The organism is Nonomuraea sp. SBT364 (assembly GCF_001083785.1).
Classification (GTDB): Bacteria; Actinomycetota; Actinomycetes; order Streptosporangiales; family Streptosporangiaceae; genus Nonomuraea.
Window position 1 is genome coordinate 1 of the sequence record NZ_LAVL01000050.1, and the last position, 21242, is coordinate 21242.

Annotated in this window: 23 protein-coding genes; 12 read left to right on the plus strand and 11 right to left on the minus strand. The window is 69.4% G+C overall.

Annotation, left to right across the window (positions count from 1 at the left end):
• Positions 1-424 precede the first annotated feature (424 nt).
• A complete protein-coding gene (locus ADY59_RS50200) occupies positions 425-589 on the plus strand; it encodes a hypothetical protein (protein ID WP_156325663.1) in 165 nt (54 codons plus the stop codon).
• An 87-nt stretch (positions 590-676) separates the two neighbouring features.
• On the opposite strand, the gene ADY59_RS22665 is transcribed toward ADY59_RS50200, so the two are convergent.
• The 5 genes from ADY59_RS22665 to ADY59_RS22685 form a co-directional block, all read right to left on the minus strand.
• On the minus strand, positions 677-1060 hold the full coding sequence (locus ADY59_RS22665) for a VOC family protein (protein WP_049565251.1): 384 nt from the start codon (positions 1058-1060) through the stop codon (positions 677-679).
• Complete coding sequence (locus ADY59_RS22670; RefSeq protein WP_049565253.1) at positions 1047-1418, minus strand: ArsR/SmtB family transcription factor; 372 nt, start codon at positions 1416-1418, stop codon at positions 1047-1049. The genes ADY59_RS22665 and ADY59_RS22670 overlap by 14 nt, the downstream gene beginning before the upstream one ends.
• Positions 1405-1839 (minus strand): SRPBCC family protein, encoded by a 435-nt coding sequence (locus ADY59_RS22675; protein WP_049565254.1) that lies wholly within the window; start codon positions 1837-1839, stop codon positions 1405-1407. The genes ADY59_RS22670 and ADY59_RS22675 overlap by 14 nt, the downstream gene beginning before the upstream one ends.
• A 44-nt stretch (positions 1840-1883) precedes the next feature.
• Entirely contained in the window at positions 1884-3152 is a 1269-nt protein-coding gene (locus ADY59_RS22680) for an MFS transporter (protein WP_049565255.1), read from the minus strand.
• A gap of 520 nt (positions 3153-3672) precedes the next feature.
• The gene (locus ADY59_RS22685; protein ID WP_063780742.1) at positions 3673-4275 is read right to left on the minus strand and encodes a TetR/AcrR family transcriptional regulator; all 603 of its coding nucleotides are present in this window, start codon (positions 4273-4275) and stop codon (positions 3673-3675) included.
• A 223-nt stretch (positions 4276-4498) separates the two neighbouring features.
• Here ADY59_RS22685 and ADY59_RS22690 point away from each other — a divergent pair, with 223 nt between their 5' ends.
• From ADY59_RS22690 to ADY59_RS22715, 6 genes are all read left to right on the plus strand, one after another.
• Positions 4499-5671, plus strand: coding sequence for an MFS transporter (locus ADY59_RS22690; protein ID WP_197093790.1), 1173 nt, complete (start codon positions 4499-4501; stop codon positions 5669-5671).
• Positions 5672-5960: 289 nt separating this feature from the next.
• Entirely contained in the window at positions 5961-6278 is a 318-nt protein-coding gene (locus tag ADY59_RS22695; protein ID WP_156325664.1) for a hypothetical protein, read from the plus strand.
• 111 nt (positions 6279-6389) lie between these two features.
• Positions 6390-6854, plus strand: a complete 465-nt coding sequence (locus ADY59_RS22700; RefSeq protein ID WP_049565258.1) for a PaaI family thioesterase — start codon at positions 6390-6392, stop codon at positions 6852-6854.
• 129 nt (positions 6855-6983) lie between these two features.
• Positions 6984-7412, plus strand: coding sequence for a YkvA family protein (locus tag ADY59_RS22705; RefSeq protein WP_049565259.1), 429 nt, complete (start codon positions 6984-6986; stop codon positions 7410-7412).
• Between the two features lie 72 nt (positions 7413-7484).
• Positions 7485-8444 (plus strand): MDR family NADP-dependent oxidoreductase, encoded by a 960-nt coding sequence (locus ADY59_RS22710; RefSeq protein ID WP_063780743.1) that lies wholly within the window; start codon positions 7485-7487, stop codon positions 8442-8444.
• Positions 8445-8480: 36 nt separating this feature from the next.
• Positions 8481-8909: a MerR family transcriptional regulator gene (locus ADY59_RS22715; protein WP_049565261.1), complete on the plus strand. Its 429-nt coding sequence runs from the start codon at positions 8481-8483 to the stop codon at positions 8907-8909.
• 43 nt (positions 8910-8952) lie between these two features.
• On the opposite strand, the gene ADY59_RS22720 is transcribed toward ADY59_RS22715, so the two are convergent.
• Both ADY59_RS22720 and ADY59_RS22725 read right to left on the minus strand, forming a co-directional pair.
• Positions 8953-9651 (minus strand): SRPBCC domain-containing protein, encoded by a 699-nt coding sequence (locus ADY59_RS22720; protein ID WP_049565262.1) that lies wholly within the window; start codon positions 9649-9651, stop codon positions 8953-8955.
• Complete coding sequence (locus ADY59_RS22725; protein WP_082310322.1) at positions 9575-10117, minus strand: winged helix-turn-helix transcriptional regulator; 543 nt, start codon at positions 10115-10117, stop codon at positions 9575-9577. Before ADY59_RS22725 ends, ADY59_RS22720 begins: the two co-directional genes overlap by 77 nt.
• A 124-nt stretch (positions 10118-10241) precedes the next feature.
• On the opposite strand from ADY59_RS22725, the gene ADY59_RS22730 reads away from it, so the two are divergent.
• Positions 10242-10970: an SDR family NAD(P)-dependent oxidoreductase gene (locus ADY59_RS22730; RefSeq protein ID WP_049565263.1), complete on the plus strand. Its 729-nt coding sequence runs from the start codon at positions 10242-10244 to the stop codon at positions 10968-10970.
• A gap of 601 nt (positions 10971-11571) precedes the next feature.
• Positions 11572-12495 (plus strand): LLM class flavin-dependent oxidoreductase, encoded by a 924-nt coding sequence (locus tag ADY59_RS22735; RefSeq protein WP_049565264.1) that lies wholly within the window; start codon positions 11572-11574, stop codon positions 12493-12495.
• A 73-nt stretch (positions 12496-12568) separates the two neighbouring features.
• Here ADY59_RS22735 and ADY59_RS22740 read toward each other — a convergent pair whose 3' ends face one another.
• Positions 12569-14158, minus strand: a complete 1590-nt coding sequence (locus tag ADY59_RS22740; protein ID WP_049565265.1) for an alpha/beta hydrolase — start codon at positions 14156-14158, stop codon at positions 12569-12571.
• A gap of 172 nt (positions 14159-14330) precedes the next feature.
• Here ADY59_RS22740 and ADY59_RS22745 point away from each other — a divergent pair, with 172 nt between their 5' ends.
• The gene (locus ADY59_RS22745) at positions 14331-16358 is read left to right on the plus strand and encodes a CocE/NonD family hydrolase (RefSeq protein WP_197093791.1); all 2028 of its coding nucleotides are present in this window, start codon (positions 14331-14333) and stop codon (positions 16356-16358) included.
• A 93-nt stretch (positions 16359-16451) separates the two neighbouring features.
• Here the strand turns inward: ADY59_RS22745 and ADY59_RS22750 are convergent, their stop codons facing one another.
• Positions 16452-17135 carry a class I SAM-dependent methyltransferase gene (locus ADY59_RS22750; protein WP_197093792.1) on the minus strand — a complete coding sequence of 228 codons (684 nt, stop codon included), beginning with the start codon at positions 17133-17135 and terminating at the stop codon, positions 16452-16454.
• Positions 17136-17277: 142 nt separating this feature from the next.
• On the opposite strand from ADY59_RS22750, the gene ADY59_RS22755 reads away from it, so the two are divergent.
• Positions 17278-18267 (plus strand): NAD-dependent epimerase/dehydratase family protein, encoded by a 990-nt coding sequence (locus ADY59_RS22755; protein ID WP_082310323.1) that lies wholly within the window; start codon positions 17278-17280, stop codon positions 18265-18267.
• A gap of 7 nt (positions 18268-18274) precedes the next feature.
• Here ADY59_RS22755 and ADY59_RS22760 read toward each other — a convergent pair whose 3' ends face one another.
• The gene (locus ADY59_RS22760) at positions 18275-19453 is read right to left on the minus strand and encodes an amidohydrolase family protein (RefSeq protein ID WP_063780744.1); all 1179 of its coding nucleotides are present in this window, start codon (positions 19451-19453) and stop codon (positions 18275-18277) included.
• Positions 19454-19735: 282 nt separating this feature from the next.
• Here ADY59_RS22760 and ADY59_RS22765 point away from each other — a divergent pair, with 282 nt between their 5' ends.
• On the plus strand, positions 19736-20314 hold the full coding sequence (locus tag ADY59_RS22765; RefSeq protein ID WP_049565270.1) for an MBL fold metallo-hydrolase: 579 nt from the start codon (positions 19736-19738) through the stop codon (positions 20312-20314).
• Positions 20315-20359: 45 nt separating this feature from the next.
• Here the strand turns inward: ADY59_RS22765 and ADY59_RS22770 are convergent, their stop codons facing one another.
• Positions 20360-21178, minus strand: coding sequence for an alpha/beta hydrolase (locus ADY59_RS22770; protein ID WP_049565271.1), 819 nt, complete (start codon positions 21176-21178; stop codon positions 20360-20362).
• Between the last annotated feature and the right edge of the window lie 64 nt (positions 21179-21242).

Sequence of the window (21242 nt, forward strand, 5' to 3'; positions counted from 1 at the left end):
CCGCTACAACACGATCCGGCGGCACTCCCGGCTCGGCCAGCTCAGCCCGATCGACTATGAGAAGACGACAGATAGCCTGAGGTCTGCCGCCTGAAATCGGTGTCCTCGTTCGAGGGGGAAGCCCCGTCCGGCACGGTCAGTACGGTGAGCCGGGGTAAGTGCCAGGACCATCCGCCCTGCGCCGGATCGGCGGCGTCGCGCGGGGCCGCAAATCCGCACGACTCAGTCGTACCGCCGGCTGCTCCACCTCGGTCACTTTTATCTTTCCCGCCCAGGACGCCGGGAGAAGTAATTTCTGCCACACGGCAGCGCGTTCCAGCCAAATACCTGCACCGAACCCCGATGGCCACGTCGCGGGAAGATAGTTTGTGGCGCAGGTACTGACTACTGCTGTCGAGCTCATTGATGGAAGAAAGTGGTATCCATGAACAACACACTTCGCAATATTCTGATCTCAACGGCGCTTGCCGCTGCGGCTCTGTCCGGAACAGCGGTTTCCCTCTCCGCGGTTCAGCCGGGTGAGCAGGCCGTTATGATCAGCTCCGACGGTCACCCCGGAGCCACTCCCAATCCCAATGACTGGGTGTGAGACGACGCGATAAACCCTCTTCCTTGGCAGGACGCCGCCGTGCGCCCTGCCTTCCCCCCAGGGAGATGACCGCTCGCGACATCGGGATCAGCGGGACTCCGTGAGCAGATGCACGACACCGGCCGGGTTCTTGATCCAGTGGGTCCTGGAATCTAGGTTCTCCAGGGGCTCGACCTCGTCACACGGGTGGATACCGCTGGCGGCCAGTTTGCCCGCTGCCGCGTCCAGGTCATCGGTGTGGAGCTGCAGCCACAGGTCGGGCCGGCTGTAGTTGTCGACGCAGTCGAGCCACAGCGTGTTGGGCCCGAACCGCACCGCATGAGTTCTCGAGACGGTCGGAGCGTAGGAGACGTCCTCCTCCTTGACGTCGAAGCCCAGAGTGTCGCGGTAGAAGGCCACGGTGGCCTCGTACTGCGCCTTGGGAATCTTCATGGCGAGGTTCAGGCCGGCGGTGAATTCAGGCTTGCTCATTGGTGCGTGACTCCTCGTTCGTGTCGGTGGCGTCCAGAGCGCCTTCCAGCGCGGACAGCCGGTCATCCCATCGGTTGGCGAGTCTGGCCAGCCACACCTGGGCTGTTCTAATGGCGGCTGGTTCCAGCCGGTAGGGATGGCGGCGGCCGGTCGGTTCGCCGGGGCTGATCAGGCCCGCCTCAGCGAGCTGGCCGAGGTGCTTGGCGACCGCCTGGCGGCTGATCGGCAACCGCCGCGCCAGATCGGTGACGGTTGCGGGCCCGGCGCGGGCCAGTTCCTCCAGCAGCGCCCGCCGCGTGGGGTCGGTGAGCGCCGCGAACACCGCGACGGCCTGGCCCTCCACCTCAGGCGGTCGCATCGAGGTAGGTCTTCAGATCGACGAGCTCGGCGTCCCATCCCTGACTGTTGGCCTTGTGGGCGGACCGGGCCACGTCGGCGGCGGCCTGCGCGAACCCGCTCTCCACCAGGCGCAGCCGGGTGCCGTCCGGCACCGGCTCCAGGGTGAAGTCCACCAGCGTCCGGAGTGCGTCATCCTCCGGCAGGCCCTCGATCGCCCACCTGAACGCGAAACGGTGTGGCGGGTCGACCACCGCGATCGTGGCGACGGATTCCTGGCCCAGGTCGTCCCAGCGGAAGAACGCGCGCCCGCCGACCCGCAGATCCATCTCCGCCACCGAGCCGAACCACCGCGAGAGCCCTTCCGCGGTGGTCAGCGCCGCCCACACCCGCTCGACGGGATGCCGCAGCACCGTCACCCGTACGATCGCGTCCGAATCCATGCCCACCCTCCTTCGCAACCTCACGGTTGCCATCAATAGGCAACCTACAGGTTGCGATCGCCGCCCACAAGCCCCGGGCGGCGACTTCGCCTCGGCGTACGCGTGCCGCGCAGCCGGGTCATCCCAGGGACGAGGAGCAGGCATGGCGGGATCACCAGCACGAGCCCTGCCGCGCTCATGAGGACGGCTTGGTTCCCGGTCAGGGCCGTCAGCGGCCCGGTGAGCGCTTGGCCGAACGGCATGAGGCCGAAGGTACTGAGCCAGGCCAGGGAGCTGACCCGCCCGATCAACTGATCGGGCACCTCGCGGTACATCGCGACGTCCCAGCAGAGCGCATAGGTCTCCACACCGAACCCGGCCACGACATAGCAGCAGAACAGCACCCAGATCGAGGGGGCATGAACCAGGCCGAGAGGGACGAGGGCATACAACGCCATCGAGCACATGGCCACGACCCCCGGGCGCCGCGGCCGCCACGCCATCATCGTCACGCTGCTGATCAGCCCGCCGATGCCATAGCACGCCAAGGCCGTACCGTAGGCCGTGTAGGAACCGAAGGTGTCCCGGCTCAGCACCGGCAGGAGCACCTGAGTCGGCGCGATGACGAACATGAGGCTGACCGGCGAGAACAGGAGAAGGGCCGCCAGCCACGGCCGGCGCCCCGCGTCGGCGACCCCGGCCATCGCCTCCCTGAGCAGCGAACGGCGGGCAAACGGCGTCCGCGACGGCTCCGCGACCCGGCGGAAGGTGAGCGCGCTGCCGGCGAACATGAGCGCCGCCAGCGCGAAGGTGAGCCTCTCGCTTCCGCCGGCGAGGAGCGTGCCCAGCACCGGGCCGACGATGACTCCCATCCGCGTACAGATATTGATCAGAGCACGGCCGGACACCCGCTGGTCCTCGTCCAGTGTGCTGGACAGGATGGCGTTGAAGGCGGGGCGGATGAACGCCTCGGCCGCGCCGATCACGAACAGGACGCCGGCCAGCAGCCACACCCGGGAGTCGCGCCCGGCCACGACGATGGGGGTGCCGGCCGCGACGGCGTTGACGGCGAGCATGATGGTCAGGATGTGCCGTCGCGACAGGCGATCGGACCAGACTCCCCCGATCAGGAGCAGGCACAACGATGCGATGCCCTTGGCGGCGAGCACGACGCCGACCGCGGCCGCGTCGCCCCCGCTGCTGAGCACCGAGACGGTGACAGCGACCGCCAGGACCTGCTCGCCCATCACGAATCCGAGCTGCGCCGGCGCGATCAGCCGGAAGGCCGGACTGCGCAGTGCCGTCAGATCGACGCCCGACCTTGCGAATCGCACGACGTCAGCCTCCGTCCATCCCAGCTCGAGTGCCTCGTCTCCTCACGATCGCCACCAGCCTCACGGGTGGCAGCCTCTGATCGCCCAAAGCGGAAGATGTTCGCCCATGGCGCAGCTGGCCATGGCACGCGAGGGTGTCAGGTGACCTCGCGCGGTGCCGGGCGAGGTGCTCCGGCCGGTGCACACCTGTCGAGAAGCCGGTGCCGATCGGCTGCGGGAGCGTCACGTGGTACGCGCCGGAGGCCAGGTGCTCGCGTACCTTGGCCGCGATCGCCGCTGGGACGCCGCGGCCGGAACCTCTCGCGGTGCTGCGCTCCGCCACCCGGGCCGACGATCGCAGCCGTCTCGTCGCCGCCTTCCGCAGATGCGCCGAAGCCCGTCTCACCGGCGGGCGTGATCCATCCCCCGGCTGACGATCCGGACCCCGTTCTCGGCTCCGTACCGGAAGGCCGTCAGCGGCGCGCGGCCAGCGCGGCCCTCAACCCGCGCGGGGGTGAGCGCCTCCCGCACCCGCGGCTCCTCAGACCAGCTCCTCGCTTCCTTGCCTGTCCCCCACGGCGGCGCTCACGGCCTCCTTCGCGAACGCGACGGCCGCTTCGCCCGCCCCCTCCTCCCCCAGCACGGGGCCGCTCGCGTGCAAGCCGTCGATGATCAGCATGATCTTGTCGGCCAGCGTACGCGGATCCCGCGCTCCCGCCCGCTCGGCGAGGTCGCGCAGGTTGACCCGCATGGCGGTGTGGTAGTCCAGGATGACCCGGCGTGCCGGATGGCCGGGGTCGGGAAAGCTGGGCAGGCTGTTACGAAGAGGGCAGCCGCGGAACCCGGGGGCGGCGGCCCGCTCGGCCACCCCGCCGACGATGGCGATGAGCTGGCCCGCCGGATCCTCGCGCCACGGCCGGGTCACCTCCTCGGTCAGGGCGTCCCACTCCTGCCTGCAACGGTCAAGGTAGGCGACCACCAGGTCATCCTTGCTGGCGAACTCGCGATAGAGCAGGTTCTTGCCGCAGCCGCACTCGTCGATGATCTGCTGCAGCCCCACCCCGTCCGGGCCGTACTCGCGGAACAGACGGGACGCGACATTCAAGATGCGGTCGCGCGTCCCCGGATCGGGCTTTCGTGCCATCTTCCCCTCCCCTGTCGAGCATAGCGGACCGATAGGTCCATAAAACGTGCGCAATACGGCGGGCTTGACATTCCATCAGCCCAGCTTCAAGGATAGGGACTGCTCGGTCCGGGACCGATCGGTCCGCCGAATGATCCACAGCGGTTCCCACGCACCACGACAAGAGAAGATGGACATGAATACCCAGCAAGTAGCACTGAGCCCTGGTAGAGCGAACCTCACCTTGGCCACGCTGTTCCTCGGCATGTTCGTGCTGGGCAGCGCCGAACTGCTCGTCGTCGGCGTCCTCGATCTGATCGCCACCGACCTGCAGGTCTCCATCGCCACGGCCGGCACGCTGGTGACGGCGTACGCAGCGGGCCTGGCCGTCGGCGGCCCGATCCTGACCGCGCTGACCATCAAACTGAACCGGCGGTTCGTCCTGGTCGGCGCCCTCCTCCTGTTCACGCTGGCCAACCTGCTTCTGGTGCTGATCACCGACTACGGCCTGTTCCTCGCCGCACGGGTCGTCGCCGGAGCCCTGCAGGGCTTGTTCATCGGCGCCGCGTTCACCGCCGGTATCGCGGTCGTCCCACCGGAGCGCGTCGGCCGGGCCATATCCGTGGTCATCTCCGGCGTCGCGGTATCGGCCGCGCTGGGCTCGCCCCTGGGCACGCTGGTCGGCCAGGCGCTGGGCTGGCGCGGCTCGTTCACCGCGATCGTCGCGCTCACCGTGATCGCGCTGATCGCCACCCTCGCGCTGGTCCCGGCAGTACCCAGCACCGGCCGAGGCGCCGCCGGCCAGGCCAGGCACGCCTTCGCTCCCCGCGTGCTCGCCGTGCTGGGCCTGACCCTCCTCCTGTACGCCGCGCTGTACGCCGCCCTGACCTATGTGGTGCCGTTCCTGCAGGACGTCACCGGCGTCTCCGGCGCGCTGATCAGCGTGTTCCTCCTGGCCTACGGCGCGGCCACGGCGGCGGGCTCGTTCAGCGGCGGCCGGTTCGCCGACACCAACGCCGCGCGCACCCTCGTCGTCGGGACCGCCGGCGTCGCGCTCTCCCTGCTGGCGCTCTACCTCATCGGCGCGACCCCGGCCCTCGCGGCGCTGGCACTGCTGGCCTTGGGCCTGTTCGTCGGTGCCATGACGCCCTCGCTGCAGTACCGCGTGATGAGCCTCGCCGGCCCCGGCGGTGCACTCGCGCAGTCGCTGCCGGCCTCCGCGGTCAACGTAGGCATCGCGTTCGGCTCGGCCGCAGGTGGCATGGCGATCGGCAGCCACACCGCCTCGTCCGCGGTGCTCACGGGCCTGATCATCGCCGTGATCGTCTTCCCGGTCGCCTTGGCCACGAGCTTCCTGAAGCCGCCGGCGATCCAGAGCGCGCCTGCCACCGCGGAGCCCGCCCCCGAGCCTGCGTGACACACCGGCCGCAAGGGTGTCTTCCATCGACACCGTTCACTGAAGGACACCGTTGGTTCAGCGTCCGTGGTGAGCAGCCCACGTTCACCCTGGGGCGCCGCTGCTGAGCTCACGCGGCGCTCCGGCCGGATCACCCGCCCGCCGCACAGGACCGGCACGGGATACAGCTCGAGTTCCAGGGCGGTCACCACCGCGCAGGTTCCGCCACCGCCGCGCGTAGCGTACGAGCGCCGCCACGTCATCGACGTCCGCGGCCGCCACCGGCTGCCTGACGGTCAGATTCCACGCCGTGGCCCCCCTGTTCGAAGCCGTCGTCACCGAGCAGGAGCACGCGCCCCTTCAGGACTCCGCGCGGAGACCACGCGGTTCACGTGATGCGCAGGAGCGCGCCATGCCGTCGCCGAGGTCGAAGGACACCACCGTCGCCGGCCGCCTGCGCTCGGCGACACCCGACGCCAGGAAGTACGGGCGGCGCGGCCTGCCGGTGAAGGCGCAGATCATGGTGCTGGGCCTGGGGCGCGTGGCCAGCTGCGGTGCGGTCGACACCGGGGCCGGAGCGGGAGCGCGCCTGGTCCCGGACGCCCGCCCCGCGGCGGCCCGGGGGTGACCCGCACCCTCCGGAGCCGCAATGATCATCCTTGGCGCGGTACTGCCGGCCGAACAGCTCGCCGCCTGACCGAGACCTCAGGAACGCCCGATCGACGAAAGCGAGAACGAGATGCAGGACGACAACGAGCAGGCCACCCCCGAAGTGCGGGCACGCATCCAGGAGAGTTTCGAACGCCAAGGACTCATGCGCCACCTCGGCGCACAGCTGACCCACATCGGCCCCGGCCGCGTCGTCATCACCCTGCCCGCCCGGCCCGAGGTGACCCAGCAGGACGGCTACGTCCACGCCGGAGCCACCAGCGCCATCGCCGACAGCGCCGGCGGCTACGCCGCCTTCACCCTGTTCCCCGACGACACCGCGGTCCTGACCGTCGAATACAAGATCAACCTGCTGGCGCCCGCCATCGGCGACCACATCGAGGCCATCGGCACCGTCCTCAAACCCGGCCGCACCCTGACCGTCTGTCGGCTGGAGGTCTTCGCGGTCCACGACGGACGACGCACCCTCGTGGCCGCGGGCCAGCAGACCCTCATCCGCCTGCCCCGACGTCCCGCCCCCGGACAACAACGCTGAGCCCGGCCCGGCGTTTCCTCAGCGTGGCCCCCGTGAGACCTGGCCCGCGAAAGCGCAGATGCCCGAAAGGCGCTGTGCCAAGGTCGAGAGGCCGGGCGGTTCCGCCGTCGGGCAGGAAGGAGGCCGGCGATGACCGGGACCTGGGGCTGGGATCTGCTGATCGGGCTCGTGGGCGCGCTGCTGGTCACGTGGCTGGTGCTGATCGCGACGCTGGCGATCGTCCGGCCGCGCGGCGGGTTGCTGCGTGAGGCGCTGCGGCTGCTGCCCGACGTGCTGCGCCTGGTGCGCCGCCTGGCCGCCGATCCCGGGCTGCCGCGCGGTGTCCGCGTCCGGCTCGCCCTGCTGCTGGCCTATCTGGCCTTCCCGATCGATCTGGTGCCCGACTTCATCCCGGTCCTGGGCCATGCCGACGACGCCGTCATCGTGATCGCCGTGCTCCGCTCGGTGGTGCGCCGTTCCGGGCTTCAGGCCGTGCGCCGGCACTGGCCCGGCACCGACGACGGCTTTGTCGTCCTGGTTCGGCTGGCCGGGCTCGGCAAGCCACCGGCCGTTTCCTGATCACGCCGGACCGGTGGCGATGGCCCTCGGGAGTTGACCTTGACGCATGGGTCAAGGTCTAGCGTCGGGCGGATGACACGTACACGGGAAATCCGCCTGGTGAGCTCCGCGACGGCCGGCTCGGCCGCGGACCGCCTGGAGATCGTCGAAACCGTCCTGCCTGACCCGAAACCGGATCAAGTGCTGGTACGCAACCGGATGATGGCGCTGCGGGCGGCCATGGGGCTGCTCCTGGCAGGCGGCGTGCCGGGCATGCCCAGTTACCGGGTGGGAGAGACCCTGTGGGGGCCGGCCGTCGGGGAGGTGGTGGCGGGGGCATTACCGCCGGGCACGCTGGTGGCCCATCCGCTGGGCTGGCGCGAGTACGCCGTCCTCGACTCGGCGCAGGCGCGTGTCCTGCCCGCAGACGCCGATCCGGCGCTGCAGCTGTCGCAGGCCGAGCTGGCCCATGCCGCGCTGAGCCTCGCGCCGCTGCGTGCGGAGGAGACGGTGTTCGTCTCCAGCGCGGCCGGGTCCATCGGCACCATGGCGGGGCGGCTGGCCCGGCTCCTCGGCGCGGGCCGGGTGGTGGGCAGCGCCTCGGCGAGCAAGGTGGCGTGGCTGACCGGGCACGCGGGCTTCGACGCGGCCTTCGACCGCGGGGACGCCGATCTGGTCGCGGCGCTGCGCAGTGCCGCGCCGAAGGGAGTGGACGTCTATCTCGACCTGACAGGCGGCCCGCAGTTGCAGGCTGTGCTGGAGGCCGCCAATCCCGGCGCCAGGATCATGGCGATCGGCACCCTGGACTCCCAGGACCGGGCCACCGGGATCGATCTTCCGACACTGGTCGCCAAGCGGATCACGCTGCGCGGATTCACCCCGCGTGACCATCCTGAGGCGCTGGCGCGAGCCGGCCAGGAGATCGGCGAGTGGTCGCGGCGCGGCCTGCTGCCCGTCGCGCAGGCGGTGTTCGACGGGCTGGAGCAGGCTCCGACCGCGCTGACCGGACTTCTGGAGGGCGCGCACACCGGTACGGTCGTGGTGAGACTGTAGAAGTCGTGGTGAGGCTGTAGAAATGGAGGCTTACCGGTGCTGATCGGTCAGGCGGCACGGGCCGCGGGCATCACCACACGGGCGCTGCGCTACTACGAACAGCAGGGCCTGCTGGAGACCCGGCGCACCTCGGCCGGATACCGCGACTACAGCGAGACGGACATCGCGCGCGTGCGCAACATCCGCGAGCTGCTGAGGAGCGGGTTCACCGTGGAGGACATCCGCATGTTCGTCCCGCTGCTGGACCGGCCGGTGCCCCTCACCTTCACCGTCCTGGACGCCGGGATGTGCGAGGTGGCGCTGCGAGTGGCCCAGGATCGGCTGGCGGTCCTGAGCGAGCGGATCGAGCGGCTGACGGACCTGCACGCCCGGCTCGCCGCCCGCCTGCACGACCAGGGCGGCGAGCCGGGCGGACGGGCGCCGTACCCGCTGGACCTGGTGGGCTGCCGAACGCCGACCGGCTAGCGTCCGGCGCAGGCGTTGCGGGCCCTGGACGACGGTTTCGCGTCTACTCCCCACCACTGAAGGGCGCCAGGACGGCTTGGGAGGTGAGCAGGGTCCCGTCGCGGACGACGGTGACGCCGACCGCCGTGCCCTCCGCGTGCTCGCGGCAGAAGAGCCAGACGTCGCCGATGCCGAAGACCGGCGCGGCGTTCAGCCGGACCACGATGTCGCCCTGGCGCAGCGCGGCCTTGTCGCCGGGTCCGCCGGGCGTCACGCTCACCACCTCGGGGCCGGCCGGCGTGTCGATCAGGTGCAGCCCCAGGTCGGCCCTGAAGGTGTTCATCCGGTCGAGCTTGACGCCCGTGCGCAGGTAGAGGTGCAGCCCCGCCAGACTGTGCGTCCACCCCTGGCGGGTGCCGTCGAGATGCCCCTGCCACGCGTCGCCGTGGCCGAATCCGGCCTCCTCGATGCGCACCCGGGTGCCGCCGGCGGTCTCCTCGAAGCTCACCGTCGTCCGGCGCTCGCTCGGGACCGCCGCGGGCGGCTCCAGCCACACCAGCTTCCTGTGCTCTTCCACGTGGTCGATCAGCCAGGTCAGCTCGCCGTGACCGGGGATGGCGAAGCGGATCCGGCCGCCGGGCCGGATGTCGCACTCCACGACGGCGCCGAGCCAGGCTTCCAGGTATTCAGGCGTCGTGAACGCCTGCCAGGCCCGCTCGACCGGCAGGTCGAGTTGGAACGTCAGCTGAAAGACGTGACCCATGGCGATCTCCTGATCGATGCGTGCCGGGCCGGGCCGTGGACCGGATCTCGGCCGGGTCGTCCACGTGACCGCAGCGGGCGCACACCGTCTGCTGGACGATGCCGGCACCGCACACCGAGTGCGTGTAGAGCCTGGGCGGTTCCCCGTCGGTCGCCCACAGGTCGCCCCACTCCGAGAGCGCGACCAGCGCCGGCGCGAGCGCCCGCCCCTTGTCGGTCAGCAGGTACTCGTACAGCTCGGAGTGCTCGGAATACCTGTGGCGCCGCATGATCCCGGCCTCGACGAAACCGTCGAGGCGAGCCTTGAGGACATTGGTCGCGATGCCCAGGTTGCGTTGGAAGTCGCTGTAGCGGGTCGCCCCTCCGAACAGGGCGTCGCGAACGAGCAGCAGGCTCCAGCGTTCGCCGATGACCTCCAGGCTGCGTGCTATCGAGCACACCTGGGATTCGTAGGTCTTCCCCAGCATGCGCCCACCCTACTGGACAAGCTTGCATCATGAAAGCGTCCACGACTAGGGTGCCTTGCATGATGCAAGCTATCGAGGACATCTGGTCATCTCAGGCCATGAGCACCGGATCGGGCGGCGCCCGATGACCACGATCACGGGCAAGAACGTTCTGGTCACCGGCGCCAACCGGGGGATCGGGCAGGCACTGCTGGAGGAGGCGCTGCGCAGGGGCGCCCAGCAGGTGTACGCCGCCGCGCGTGAACCCTTCACCCACCCGGACGAGCGGGTCGTCCCCCTGGTCCTCGACGTGACCGACGCGGCGCAGACGGAGCAGGCCGTCCAGCGGGTGTCCGCACTCGACATCCTGGTCAACAACGCCGGAGTCGCACGCTACGACGATCTCAGCGACCGCGCCGTGCTCGAACAGCATCTGGCCGTCAACCTGTTCGGCCTCCACGGTGTGACGCAGGCCCTGCTGCCCTTGCTGGTCCGCTCGCGCGGCGCCATCGTCAACAATCTGGCGGTGGCCGCCCTGGCCCCGCTGCCGATCATCCCGGCCTACTCGATCTCGAAGGCGGCCGCGTTCTCCCTGACGCAGGCGCAGCGGATGCTCCTCGCCGGCCAGGGGGTGACCGTCCACGCCGTCCTCACCGGCCCGACCGACACCGACATGAGCCGAGGGTACGACGCCCCGAAGGCCTCGCCGGAATCGGTCGCGCGAGCCATCTTCGACGGCGTGGAGAAGGAGGAGGAGGACATCTTCCCCGACGCCATGTCGCAGACCATGGCCGCCGGTTGGCACAGCAGCCCGGCCAAGGCTCTGGAACGGGAGTACGCCGCCATCGCGGCGGCCGGACGCCCCGGGTCCTGAATCGGGCGAGCGGGCGGAATCTGCCGGGGCGATGTCCTCGTACGGAACGGGGTCCTGTACGAGGGTGCCGCCGTGCGGGCTCCGCTCGGATGCCCCGGGGAGAATTGTCGGTGGCGTCCGGCATGATTCGGTCCGTGACCGTACGCCTCACCACCGTCCTGACCGAGCAGGAGAGATCGGAGACGCTCGGCGAGGCGCGTGCGTGTGCTCTTGTCCGTCCCTGCCCGCGCCACGCCCTCAAGGAGCGTCCATGACAGCCGACCAGCCACTCACCTGCCCGACCTGCCACGGTGTGACCGCCGGCGCGAGCACCGCCGCCTACACGCCCTCCCGGGGCCGGCTGATCATCACCAACGGATACTGCCGAGGTGATTGCTCCGATCCCGCGCCCCGCTCCGCGGGTCGCGATCCTGCCCCGGACACGGTGCTTCCCGAGCTGACCACTGACCGGCCCGTGTCCGCGACGGCCTCAAGATCCGAGTGACGCGTCGTTCCCGTGCTTCCGCCGCCGTCCCGCAGCCTGCCGGGCGGCGAGTTTGCTTGTAGCGGAACCGGGACGATGTTCTGTCGAGCTTGACCCCACGTGCGACATCCTCCCCCTATGACCACATTCGCTCTCCAGGCCAATCTTCCTCAGGTCGACTCCTGGACTGACCTCGCACGACGGTGCGAGGCCGCGGGCTTCGACGCGTTGCTCGCCGCCGACCACCCGGGCGTCACTGCCTCGCCGTTCGTCGCGCTCGCGGCAGCCGCGTCGGTCACTTCGAGCATCGGTCTCGGGTCGTACGTCTCCAACGCGGGCATTCGCGAGCCGCTGCTCCTTGCCGCAGATGTCGCCACGCTGGACGTTCTCTCCCACGGGCGCGCCCGCCTCGGGCTGGGAGCCGGGCATACACCCGGGGAGTGGGACGCGGTCGGCCGCAGCCGTCCCGACGTCAGCGGCAGGGTGGCGCGGTGCACCGCCGTGGCCGAAGCCGTCATGGCGTTGCTCGACGGCGAGGAGGTCAACGTCGACACGCCGGAACTGGTGGCCCGGTCCGCGCGGCTGAGCGAGCCGAGGCCTGTTCAGAAGAGGATCCCGCTGACCGTCGGAGGGGCCAACTCCCGCCTCCTGCGCTGGGCGGGCGCGCACGCTGACGTCGTCGGCCTGACAGGCTTCGGGCGCACCCTCCCGGACGGGCACAGTCATGAGGTGCGCTGGCGCCCGCACGAGATCGAGGCGCAACTGGAACACGTCGCGAACGGTGCCGCGGGGCGCGACAACCCGCCGGCCTTCGAGGCGCTGGTGCAGCACGTCCACGTGACGGACGACGCCGGCGCCTCGGTCGCCGACATCGCCCGACGCACCGGGATCGCCGAGGCCGAGGTGCTGGCCTCGCCCTTCGTCCTCGCCGGCACGGAGCAGGAGATCCTTTCCGCCATCCGGGAGCACGAGCGGCGCTGGGGCGTCACCCGCTACGTGGTCCGCGTGGGAGCGCTGGACGCGATCTCCTCGCTCCTGCCCAAGCTGAGCACGGCGTCCTGATCCCCCTGCCGAGCATGACCCGATCGGCCGGCGGACGACCCGTTCGTCCGCCGGCCGGTCTCAGGTCATCCGGCTATTCGACGCCCAGGCGGAGTTTCGCGGCCCCCGCCTCCGCGAGAGCTTCGCTCGCCGATTGCCGGGTGGGCACGGGGAACGGGTGGCCGGGGACCGAAACGTCTTGCGCGGGCAGCGCGCCCGTGACGAGATAGTCCGAGCCCAGCTGATTGGCCGCCGGATTGGCCTGGGCGAAGGGGCCGGCGAAGACGCCGTGCTTGCCCGCGTTCACCTCGGTCACCAGCCGCGACGACGGCAGCAGCCCGCGCAGGGCCTTCGCGCCCTCGTGAGGGGTCGCCGGGTCGCCTTCGGAACTGAAGATCAGCATGGGGGGCAGTTTCGTCGCGTCAGGCAGCGCCCGCTGCTGGGCGGGAACCGGCCACGCCGCACACGCGGCGTTGTAGAAGGAGTTGTACCAGACGGCGTAGCCCGGGTATCTGCCCGCGTGTTCTTCCGCATCCCGCTCCCAGGTGGAGCGGTCGGCCGGCCAGGGAGAGTCCGTGCAGCTCACCGCGTTGAAGAGGGCCAGGAAGCTCTCGGTGCCCGGTCCTCCCATGTTCGGCATGAGCGTCTTGAGCAGAGTGTCATCGTCGCGCTTGACGAAGTCGCTGATCGCTTGCGTCAGTCTCTGCCAACCGCTTTCGGTGTACATGTGGTCGAAGGTCATGATGATGAACTCGGCCGGTCCCCCGTGCCCGCGAGGAGCGCGCCGCAGCTCGGCGATCACCGTGTCCCAGGCTGCCCGTACCTCGTCCTTGGTCGTCCCCAGGCCGAAGAAGTCGTCGTAGCGGGCGACCCACTCGAAGTAGGTGTCACGCCGCTTGTGCATCGCCGCGTTCTGACCCAGCACGGCCCAGCCCCGATAGGCCATCTCGACCGGGGTCGGGTCCACGGCACTGTCCAGGATGACGCGGTCCAGACGGTGGGGGTAGGCCGAGGCGTAGGCGATGCCCAGATAGGTGCCGTAGGAGTAGCCGAGGTAGCTGATCTTGTCCTCACCGAGCGCCTCGCGGAGGCGGTCCATGTCGCGGGCCACGGTCTTTCCGTTCAAGAACGGCAGCATGTCGCCGGCGTTCCGCCGGCAGGACTCCGCGAACGCGCCCAGCAGCTTCCACCAGTTCTGCCGCTCCGACACGGCGTCGGGGTCGGGGAGCGGCGAGCTCCAGATGGCGGGATCACCGCAGGAGATCGGTGTGGAGTGCGCCACGCCACGGGGGTCCATCCCGATGACGTCGTACATCTCCAGGACAGGCGCGGGGATGCGGGTCTGGCCGGTGGACGACGGCAGGGTCAGCCTGCCGGCGTAGTCGGCGGCGCCCTGGCCGGGCCCTCCGGGATTCAAGAACAGCACACCCCGGCGCTTGGCCGGATTCGTCGCCTTCGCCCTCGACACGGTCACACTCACCTGCTCCCCGAAGGGGCGGCTGTGATCCAGCGGCACCTGCAGCGTCGCGCAGTCGAGATGAGGGTAGGCGCCGGCCAGGTCCTGCGGGCACGCGCCGAACCGCAGGCTCTCCTTCGTCTCTTCAACGAGCGACGCAAGCGAGGGGCTGCCGCTCATGGCGGTGCACAGTGCGATGACTCCGGCGAGCAGGGAGATACGTCTCATACGATTCCCAATCGACGTGCTGAAACTCCGGCATTATGCGTTTCTTCATGGCCACAGATCTGACAACCATCTGTCAGGCCCGCCGCGTGAGCAAGATCTCCCGCGCGTTCCTGGCAGATATGCGGTGACAATTGGCGCTCATCGTGCTCGTCGCCGGTCACGGGGAGATGCCATGCTGTCCGAGGCTGCAGACTCCACACTCAGGAAAATGCGAATTCCGGCGGCACAGCACAATCGACCGCTGTCGCCGCTGGTAAGTTCCAGCCGTCCTGTTCGTCATGACAAACGGAGCATGGATTTGTCGAAACGACAGTTAGTGGCACTGGCAACGGGAATCCTGCTGAGCACGGCCCTGCCCGGCGCCGCATCCGCGGGCGCCGGGACCCCGGTCGGCAACAGCGCTGGCGAACCGCGATTCTCTTACGCCGAGGCCATCCGCGAGACCGTTTACGTCGAGGCGCCGGTCGACGGCGACCGCGACGGACGCAACGATCGAATCGTCGCGGACATCATCCGCCCCAAGGAGACCGGGTCCGGTCTCAAGGTGCCGGTCATCTTCCAGGCGAGCCCGTACTTCGCGCCCGAAGCGGGTTCGAGCGCGCAGGCTCACGACAGGCGCTACCGGCCCGGCCCGAAGGACGATTACAAGGACCCCGAGGACGACGGCGTCCCGACCCGGTTCCCGGAGTACTACGACAACTACTTCGTGCCACGCGGCTACGCCGTGGTGCAGGTGGACATGCCGGGCACCCGCTATTCCGAAGGATGCGCGACGGTCGACGGCAAAGAGGTGATCCTGGGCGTAAAGGCTGCCCTGGACTGGCTGGACGGCCGGGCGAAGGCGACGGACAAGGCCGGCCGGCAGGTGGAGGCCACGTGGGACACCGGCAGGGTCGGCATGGTGGGCCGCTCACACCGCGGCATCCTGGCCAACATGGTGGCCACCATGGACGTGCCCAACCTGAAGACGATCGTACCGATCGCCACCTTCGGCAGCTGGTATCCCTACCTGCGCACCGGTGGCCTGCCCCGGTTCGTCGACTACCCGCGCTGGACCGCCCGGGCGGACGGCAACACCTCCAAACTGGACCCGCAGCGGTGTGCCGCCATCTACGACGAGATCCCCGCGCAGACCGACGAGGAGAACGGCACCTACACGTCGTGGTTCGCCGAGCGTGACTACCACGCCGCCGCCGCGAAGATCAAGGCCAGTGTCTTCATGGTGCACGGCCTCAACGACTGGAACGTCACCCCGGACACGGGTCTGGACTGGTGGAAGGCGGTCAGCACGGCCGGCGTGCCGAGCAGGCTCATGCTCACCGAGAAGGCGCACGTCGACCCGATCGACTCGCACCGCACGCACTGGCTGCCGCAGATCCACCGCTGGCTCGACCACTGGTTGCTCGGCATCGACAACGGCATCATGAAGGAGCCGAAGGTCCAGGTCGAGCGCACTCCCGACAGGTGGGAAACGTACGGTTCCTGGCCGGTCGCGAACGCGACGAAGAAGCTGTGGCTGAACGGGATGAGCGAGACTCTTCCCCCCGGTGCGCGGTACGCCTCCATCGACGAGAAGTACGAGCAGCGGGAAAGTGACATCGTGTCCGACCCCGAGCGCCAGTCCTCCACCAGGCTGGCTCTTCTGGGCCGGCCGCTGACCGAGGACCTGCGCATCAGCGGGACGGCCGAGGTGTCACTGACGGTGAAGGCCAGCGCGTCGGGCACCCCCCTGTCGGCGTTCCTGGTGGACTACGGCACCGACTCCTACACCATCGCCGACGAGGACACCTACAGCACCGGAATCAAGGAGACGACCGGCTCGGAGTGCATCGGGCGGGGTACCTCCTCCGACACCGGCTGCTATCCCGTCTACGAGCACGACGTCCAGACCCGGCCGTTCGAGATCGTGTCCAAGGTGACGATCGACACCGAAAACCGGGAGACCTTCCTCCAGGATGTGCCGGTCAGGCCGGACACGTTCTACACCTACAAGCTGAAGCTGAAGCCGGACGACTACGTGTTCAGGTCAGGGCACCGCCTCGGCCTGGTCGTCGCGGGCACGAACTGCACGATCATGGAGGTCCCTGGCACCGACTGGTGTTCGTACGCTCCCGAGCCGGGCAACGAGCCCTGGCCCCGGACCGTCTTCGACGTCGACATCAGCAAGAGCTTCATCACCTTGCCGGTGGTCGTGAAGTAATCGAGACCGCGCCAGGATCGCCCCCGTTCCCCGCCACAGGGGAACGGGGGCGATCCCTGTGACCTGCCGCTGATCGGGTGGACGCAGCCCCGCTCAGCGCTTGATGCAGGTGTAGGCGCCGTACACCGGCCCGCGGAACTTCACGGCCACGATCTCGAAACCGGCGGCGGCCAGCATCGGCTCCAGCAGCCACCGGAAGGTGCTGTGCTCCGTGCGGATGTGCTCGATGTAGTCGTCTCGCGTATAGCCCGCGCCCGGATCGGCGGAGGCGCCGTCGAGCCAGCGTTCGAACACCTCCTCCGCCTGTGACGGATGGAAGTCATAGATCAGATCGCACAGCCTCAGCACCCCGCCGGGCCGCAGCATCCGGGCGATCCGCTCCAGCGCGAGCGTCTTCCAGAAGTCCGGCAACTGGTGCAGGGCATGGCGCGAGAACACGCCGTCCGCCAGCGGGGCCGCGTGCTCGTAGCTCAAGAATCCCGCCTGCACGCATTCGAGATTCGACAGCGCGTTATCGGCGGCCCGCTGACGCAGCCGTTCCACCATGGCGGCCGAGACATCGACCGCCACGACCCGCCCGAACCGGGTGGCCGCCGCCAGCGCGAACTGCCCCGTCCCGGATCCGAGATCCACCACGGTCGCGTCATCGGCCAGGCCGTGATCGGCGAAGACCGCCAGATCCTCTGCGGGATCGGGATACCCCTGTTTACGGTCGAAGCCGGCGACGAACGCCGGGTCGAGGTGTTCCGGGCCCGCGTGCACCAGCTCGTCGAGCATCCATGACTCATTCATGCACCGAGTCTCTCCCAGCCGAAACCACGCCCGCCATCCATTTATCGCGTTTTCTCAAACATGCCGGATTCCGCCGGCAGCGAAGAAATGTTGACGCATAACACGAAGATCTGATCGGATAAACTTCATGCGAATTGCTGTCATCGGCGGGACCGAATTCATCGGGCGTCACCTGGTCGAAACCCTGGCCGCGCGCGGCGACGAAGTGGTGGTGATTCATCGAGGACGCACCGAGCCGGCCGATCTCGTGGAATGTGCTCATATTCACGTGGACCGCCGGGATTTCTCGACGGTCGCCGGCCAGGTGAAAGCATTCGGCCCGGACGCCGTGGTCGACACCATCGCGCTCACCCGCGGCGATGTGGACGCGGTTCTGTCCTATCTACCGGACGTTCATCTGGTCGTGCTCTCCAGCATGGACGTCTACCGCTCTTATGAGTTGTATCTGGCGGCCGACGACACACCGATGCCGGTCCCGCTCACCGAAGAAAGTCCGCTGCGCCACAGCCGCTACCCCTATCGTGGCACCGACAGGGAGGCGGACGACTACCACTACGAAAAGCTGGACGTCGAACCGGCCTACCTGGCACGTAACGGCACCGCGCTCCGGCTGGCGATGATCTACGGCCCGCGCGACCCCCAGCAACGCGAGGAGTTCGTGCTGCGACGGGTGCGGGCGAAGCGCACGCGCATTCCGGCCGGTCCCGGCGCCACGCTGCTTCCCCGGCTCCACGTCGACGACGCCGTGGCGGCCATGCTCCTCGCGCTGGACCGGCCGGCGGTCAGTGCCGGGGAGGTGTTCAACGTCGGTGAAGCGGCGACCTTCACCATCCGGGGCTGGATGCGGTCGATCCTCGCCGCGGCCGGGCACGAAGCCGAACTGGTGGACGTGCCGGACGACCTGCTGCCCGATGACCTCGACGTCACCCGCAAGACCGTCCAGCATCTGCTGGTGAGCAGCCAGAAGGCGCGGTCCCTCCTGGGTTTCGAGCCGGCCGATCCTGCCGTCGCCATCACCCGGTCCGTGCGCTGGCACCTGGAGCATCCTCCCGCGACCGCGAACACCGGCTTCGCCGCCGACGACAGGGCTCTGGCGCTGGTCGATGAACGAGCCTGAGCGAGCGTCAGCGTACGCGAACGCCGGCGCGGAAGACCGCGCGAACGTCGAGCAGGGAGGCGGGGTCGCGAAGGGGATCGCCGCCCACGACGACGAAATCGGCATCGGCGCCGGCACTGATCCGGCCCTTGCGTCCCTCGACGCCGCAGGCGATCGCCGCCTGGCTGGTCATCGCGGCCAAGGACGCCGCCGGCGGCAAGCCCAGGTTCCTCAACTCCTCGACGCTGTGCGGCAGGACGTCGTGCGGCTTCGACGGAAAGATGCCGGCGTCCGTGCCGACGACCACCCGGCCGCCCAACCTGACCAGCTCGCGATGCACCTTCCGCCTGCTGTCGAGCCGGGGTTCGAGATGTTGCCGCACCTCCAGCGGCAGAGTCCCGCGGGTGCCCAGCGTCAGGCTCAGGAAGGCGCCGCTACCGGCCAGACGTTCCACCAACGCGGCGTCCTCGTCGATCCCCTTCTCGCCCGAGAAGCTGACGTGCTCCAAGGTGTCCACCCCGGCGGCGAGGGCGTCCGTGATCGCCTCGTTGCCATGGGCGTGCGCGGCCACCGGCAGGCCCAGACGGTGAGCCTCGTCGGCGACGATCCGCAGGTCCTCCTGGCCGTACTGCGAGAGGTACGCGCGTGAGCCCCGCGTCATCTGGCCGCCGCTCGCCATGATCTTGACTACCGCGCAGCCGCGGTCGTGCCGTTCGCGGACGGCGTCGATCAGTTGGCCGCGGCCTTCCGCCTCGCCGTTCATGAAGTGGCAGTGCCCGCCGAACGTGGTGATCGGCGGCCCCGCGGCAAGGATCTCGGGCCCGGCCTCCGGAGTCCTGAGGGTCTCCTCCGCCACTGTCAGCGCGAGGAAATCCCGGGCGCCGAGATCCCGGACCGTGGTGATCCCCGCAAGCAGTGCCGTGCGTGCCGCTGCCCGCATGCCCGTCAGCATCCGCTCGTCGTCCGCCGCGACGAACGACGCCACGGGGTCGTTCCCGGAGTCGAAGGCCAGGTGCGTGTGGGTGTCGATGAGACCCGGCAGAAGGCACGCATCCGCGCCCAGGTCGACCACATACCTGTCTGACGGGCGTGAACCCGTCCGGTCCACCGCCGTGATCCGGCCTCCCCGCACATGCACCGTCGCCGGCCCCGACCTCGTGAACCCGTCGAACATCGAACCGGCGTGGACGGCGAATTCACCCGCCACCCCCTGAGGCGGGGCGACCGCGTCCGGGCGACCATGACGACTCACTTCGACTCCCTTTCAGCGAGTTGAGCCGGGCGAATCGGCCGCGCGTGGCTCACGTCACCCGTGGCGGAGGGACGGCATCCGCCATTCTGCTCGCCGTGCCGCTGACCTGCGGCGGCGGCCTGGCAGCCGGTGGCCGGATTGGCAGTAAAAGTGCTGTTATCGGCAGCACCGCTACTGTCGCTCCCCGGACCGGGCCTCCATGCTGTCATCGACATTTTCCACCTGAGAGGGCGACTCATGAGCGACCTTCCGGCCAGCAGGACAGCGTCGTACGTCGTCCTGTACGAGGGATACGGCAGCGACGGCGTGGCGAGCACGGTCGGATACGTCCAGGACGGCGAGATCCGCCTGGTGACCGATCCGGGCATGGTCAAGAACCGTTCGCTCATTCTCGATCCGCTGCGGGCGATGGGCGTGGAGCCCGAGTCCGTGAGCGACGTCGTCTTCAGCCATCATCATCCCGACCACACGCTGAACGCGGCGTTGTTCCCGGATGCCAGATTCCATGACCACTGGGCGATCTACCACGGTGACCAGTGGACCTGGCGTGACGCCGAGGGCTACGAGCTCACCCCGTCGATCAAGCTGATCAGGACGCCCGGGCACACGCACGAGGACATCACCACGCTCGTCGGCACCCCGGACGGGGTCGTCGCCTTCACCCACCTCTGGAACACCGCCACGTCCGCCGGGGACAGGCACGCCGTCGATCTCGACGCCCTGCATCTCGGCCGTGAGCGGGTACTGGCGGTGGCCGACATCGTGGTCCCCGGCCACGGCGCCGCGTTCGTCCCGAGCGCGGGCACGCCCCGCTAGCGCCACCGCCCGGACCAGCACGGCGGGCCCACCGGCCCGGCCACGCTACGGGTTGCGGACGGCCAGGGCGCGGTCGAGGAAAGCGGTGACGTCATCCAGGACCTCGTCCTTGTTGGTCTCGTTGAACACCTCGTGCCTGCCGCCGGGGTAGATCCGCTCGGTCAGGTCACTCCCCCGCACGGCGTCGATCCCGTCCCGGCTGGCAGCGATCGGCACAAGCTGGTCGTCCTCCCCGTGCAGCCACAACGTCGGCAGTGACCCGAACGTGCCGCCCTTGGAGATCGTGGTCAGGGCCTCGGCGAACGCCTCCAGCGTGGCCCGCTTGAACGGCCCGTGCCACACCAGAGGGTCGGCGGTGGCGGCCGCTCCCACCGACGGATCGCGAGACAGGATGGCCGGGTCGAGGGGCATGTCGGGAATCTCGTCGAAGGAGAGCAGCGTGGACACGAGCTCCCAGCTCCCGATCACAGGCCCGGACAGCACGAGCGCGGCCAGGCCGGTGCCGTGACGCTGGGCGTAGCGAGCGGCGATCATGCCTCCCATCGAGTGGCCGATCACCACCACGGGCACGGCGGGATGATCCGCCCGGGCGCGTTCCGCGAGCTCGTGCACGTCGGTGACCACGTCCTCGAAGTCCACGATCAGCACCCGGTCGCCCTCCGACTTGCCATGACCGACATGGTCCACGCCGTAGACCGCGGCGCCGTGCCGTACGAGCCGGTCGGCCACGTGCTCGTACCGGCCCATGTGCTCGCCGTAGCCATGGACCAGGACGGCCACGTAGCGCGGCCGGTCGTTGGACCATTCCCGGGCCATGTTGAGTCCCCGGACGCCGGCGACACCGTATTCTCGCGACTCGCTCATGCTCACTCCTCGATCGAAGTTTCGGTTGCGCGCAGGGGGCCACACGGCCGGAACCGCCGCTCCC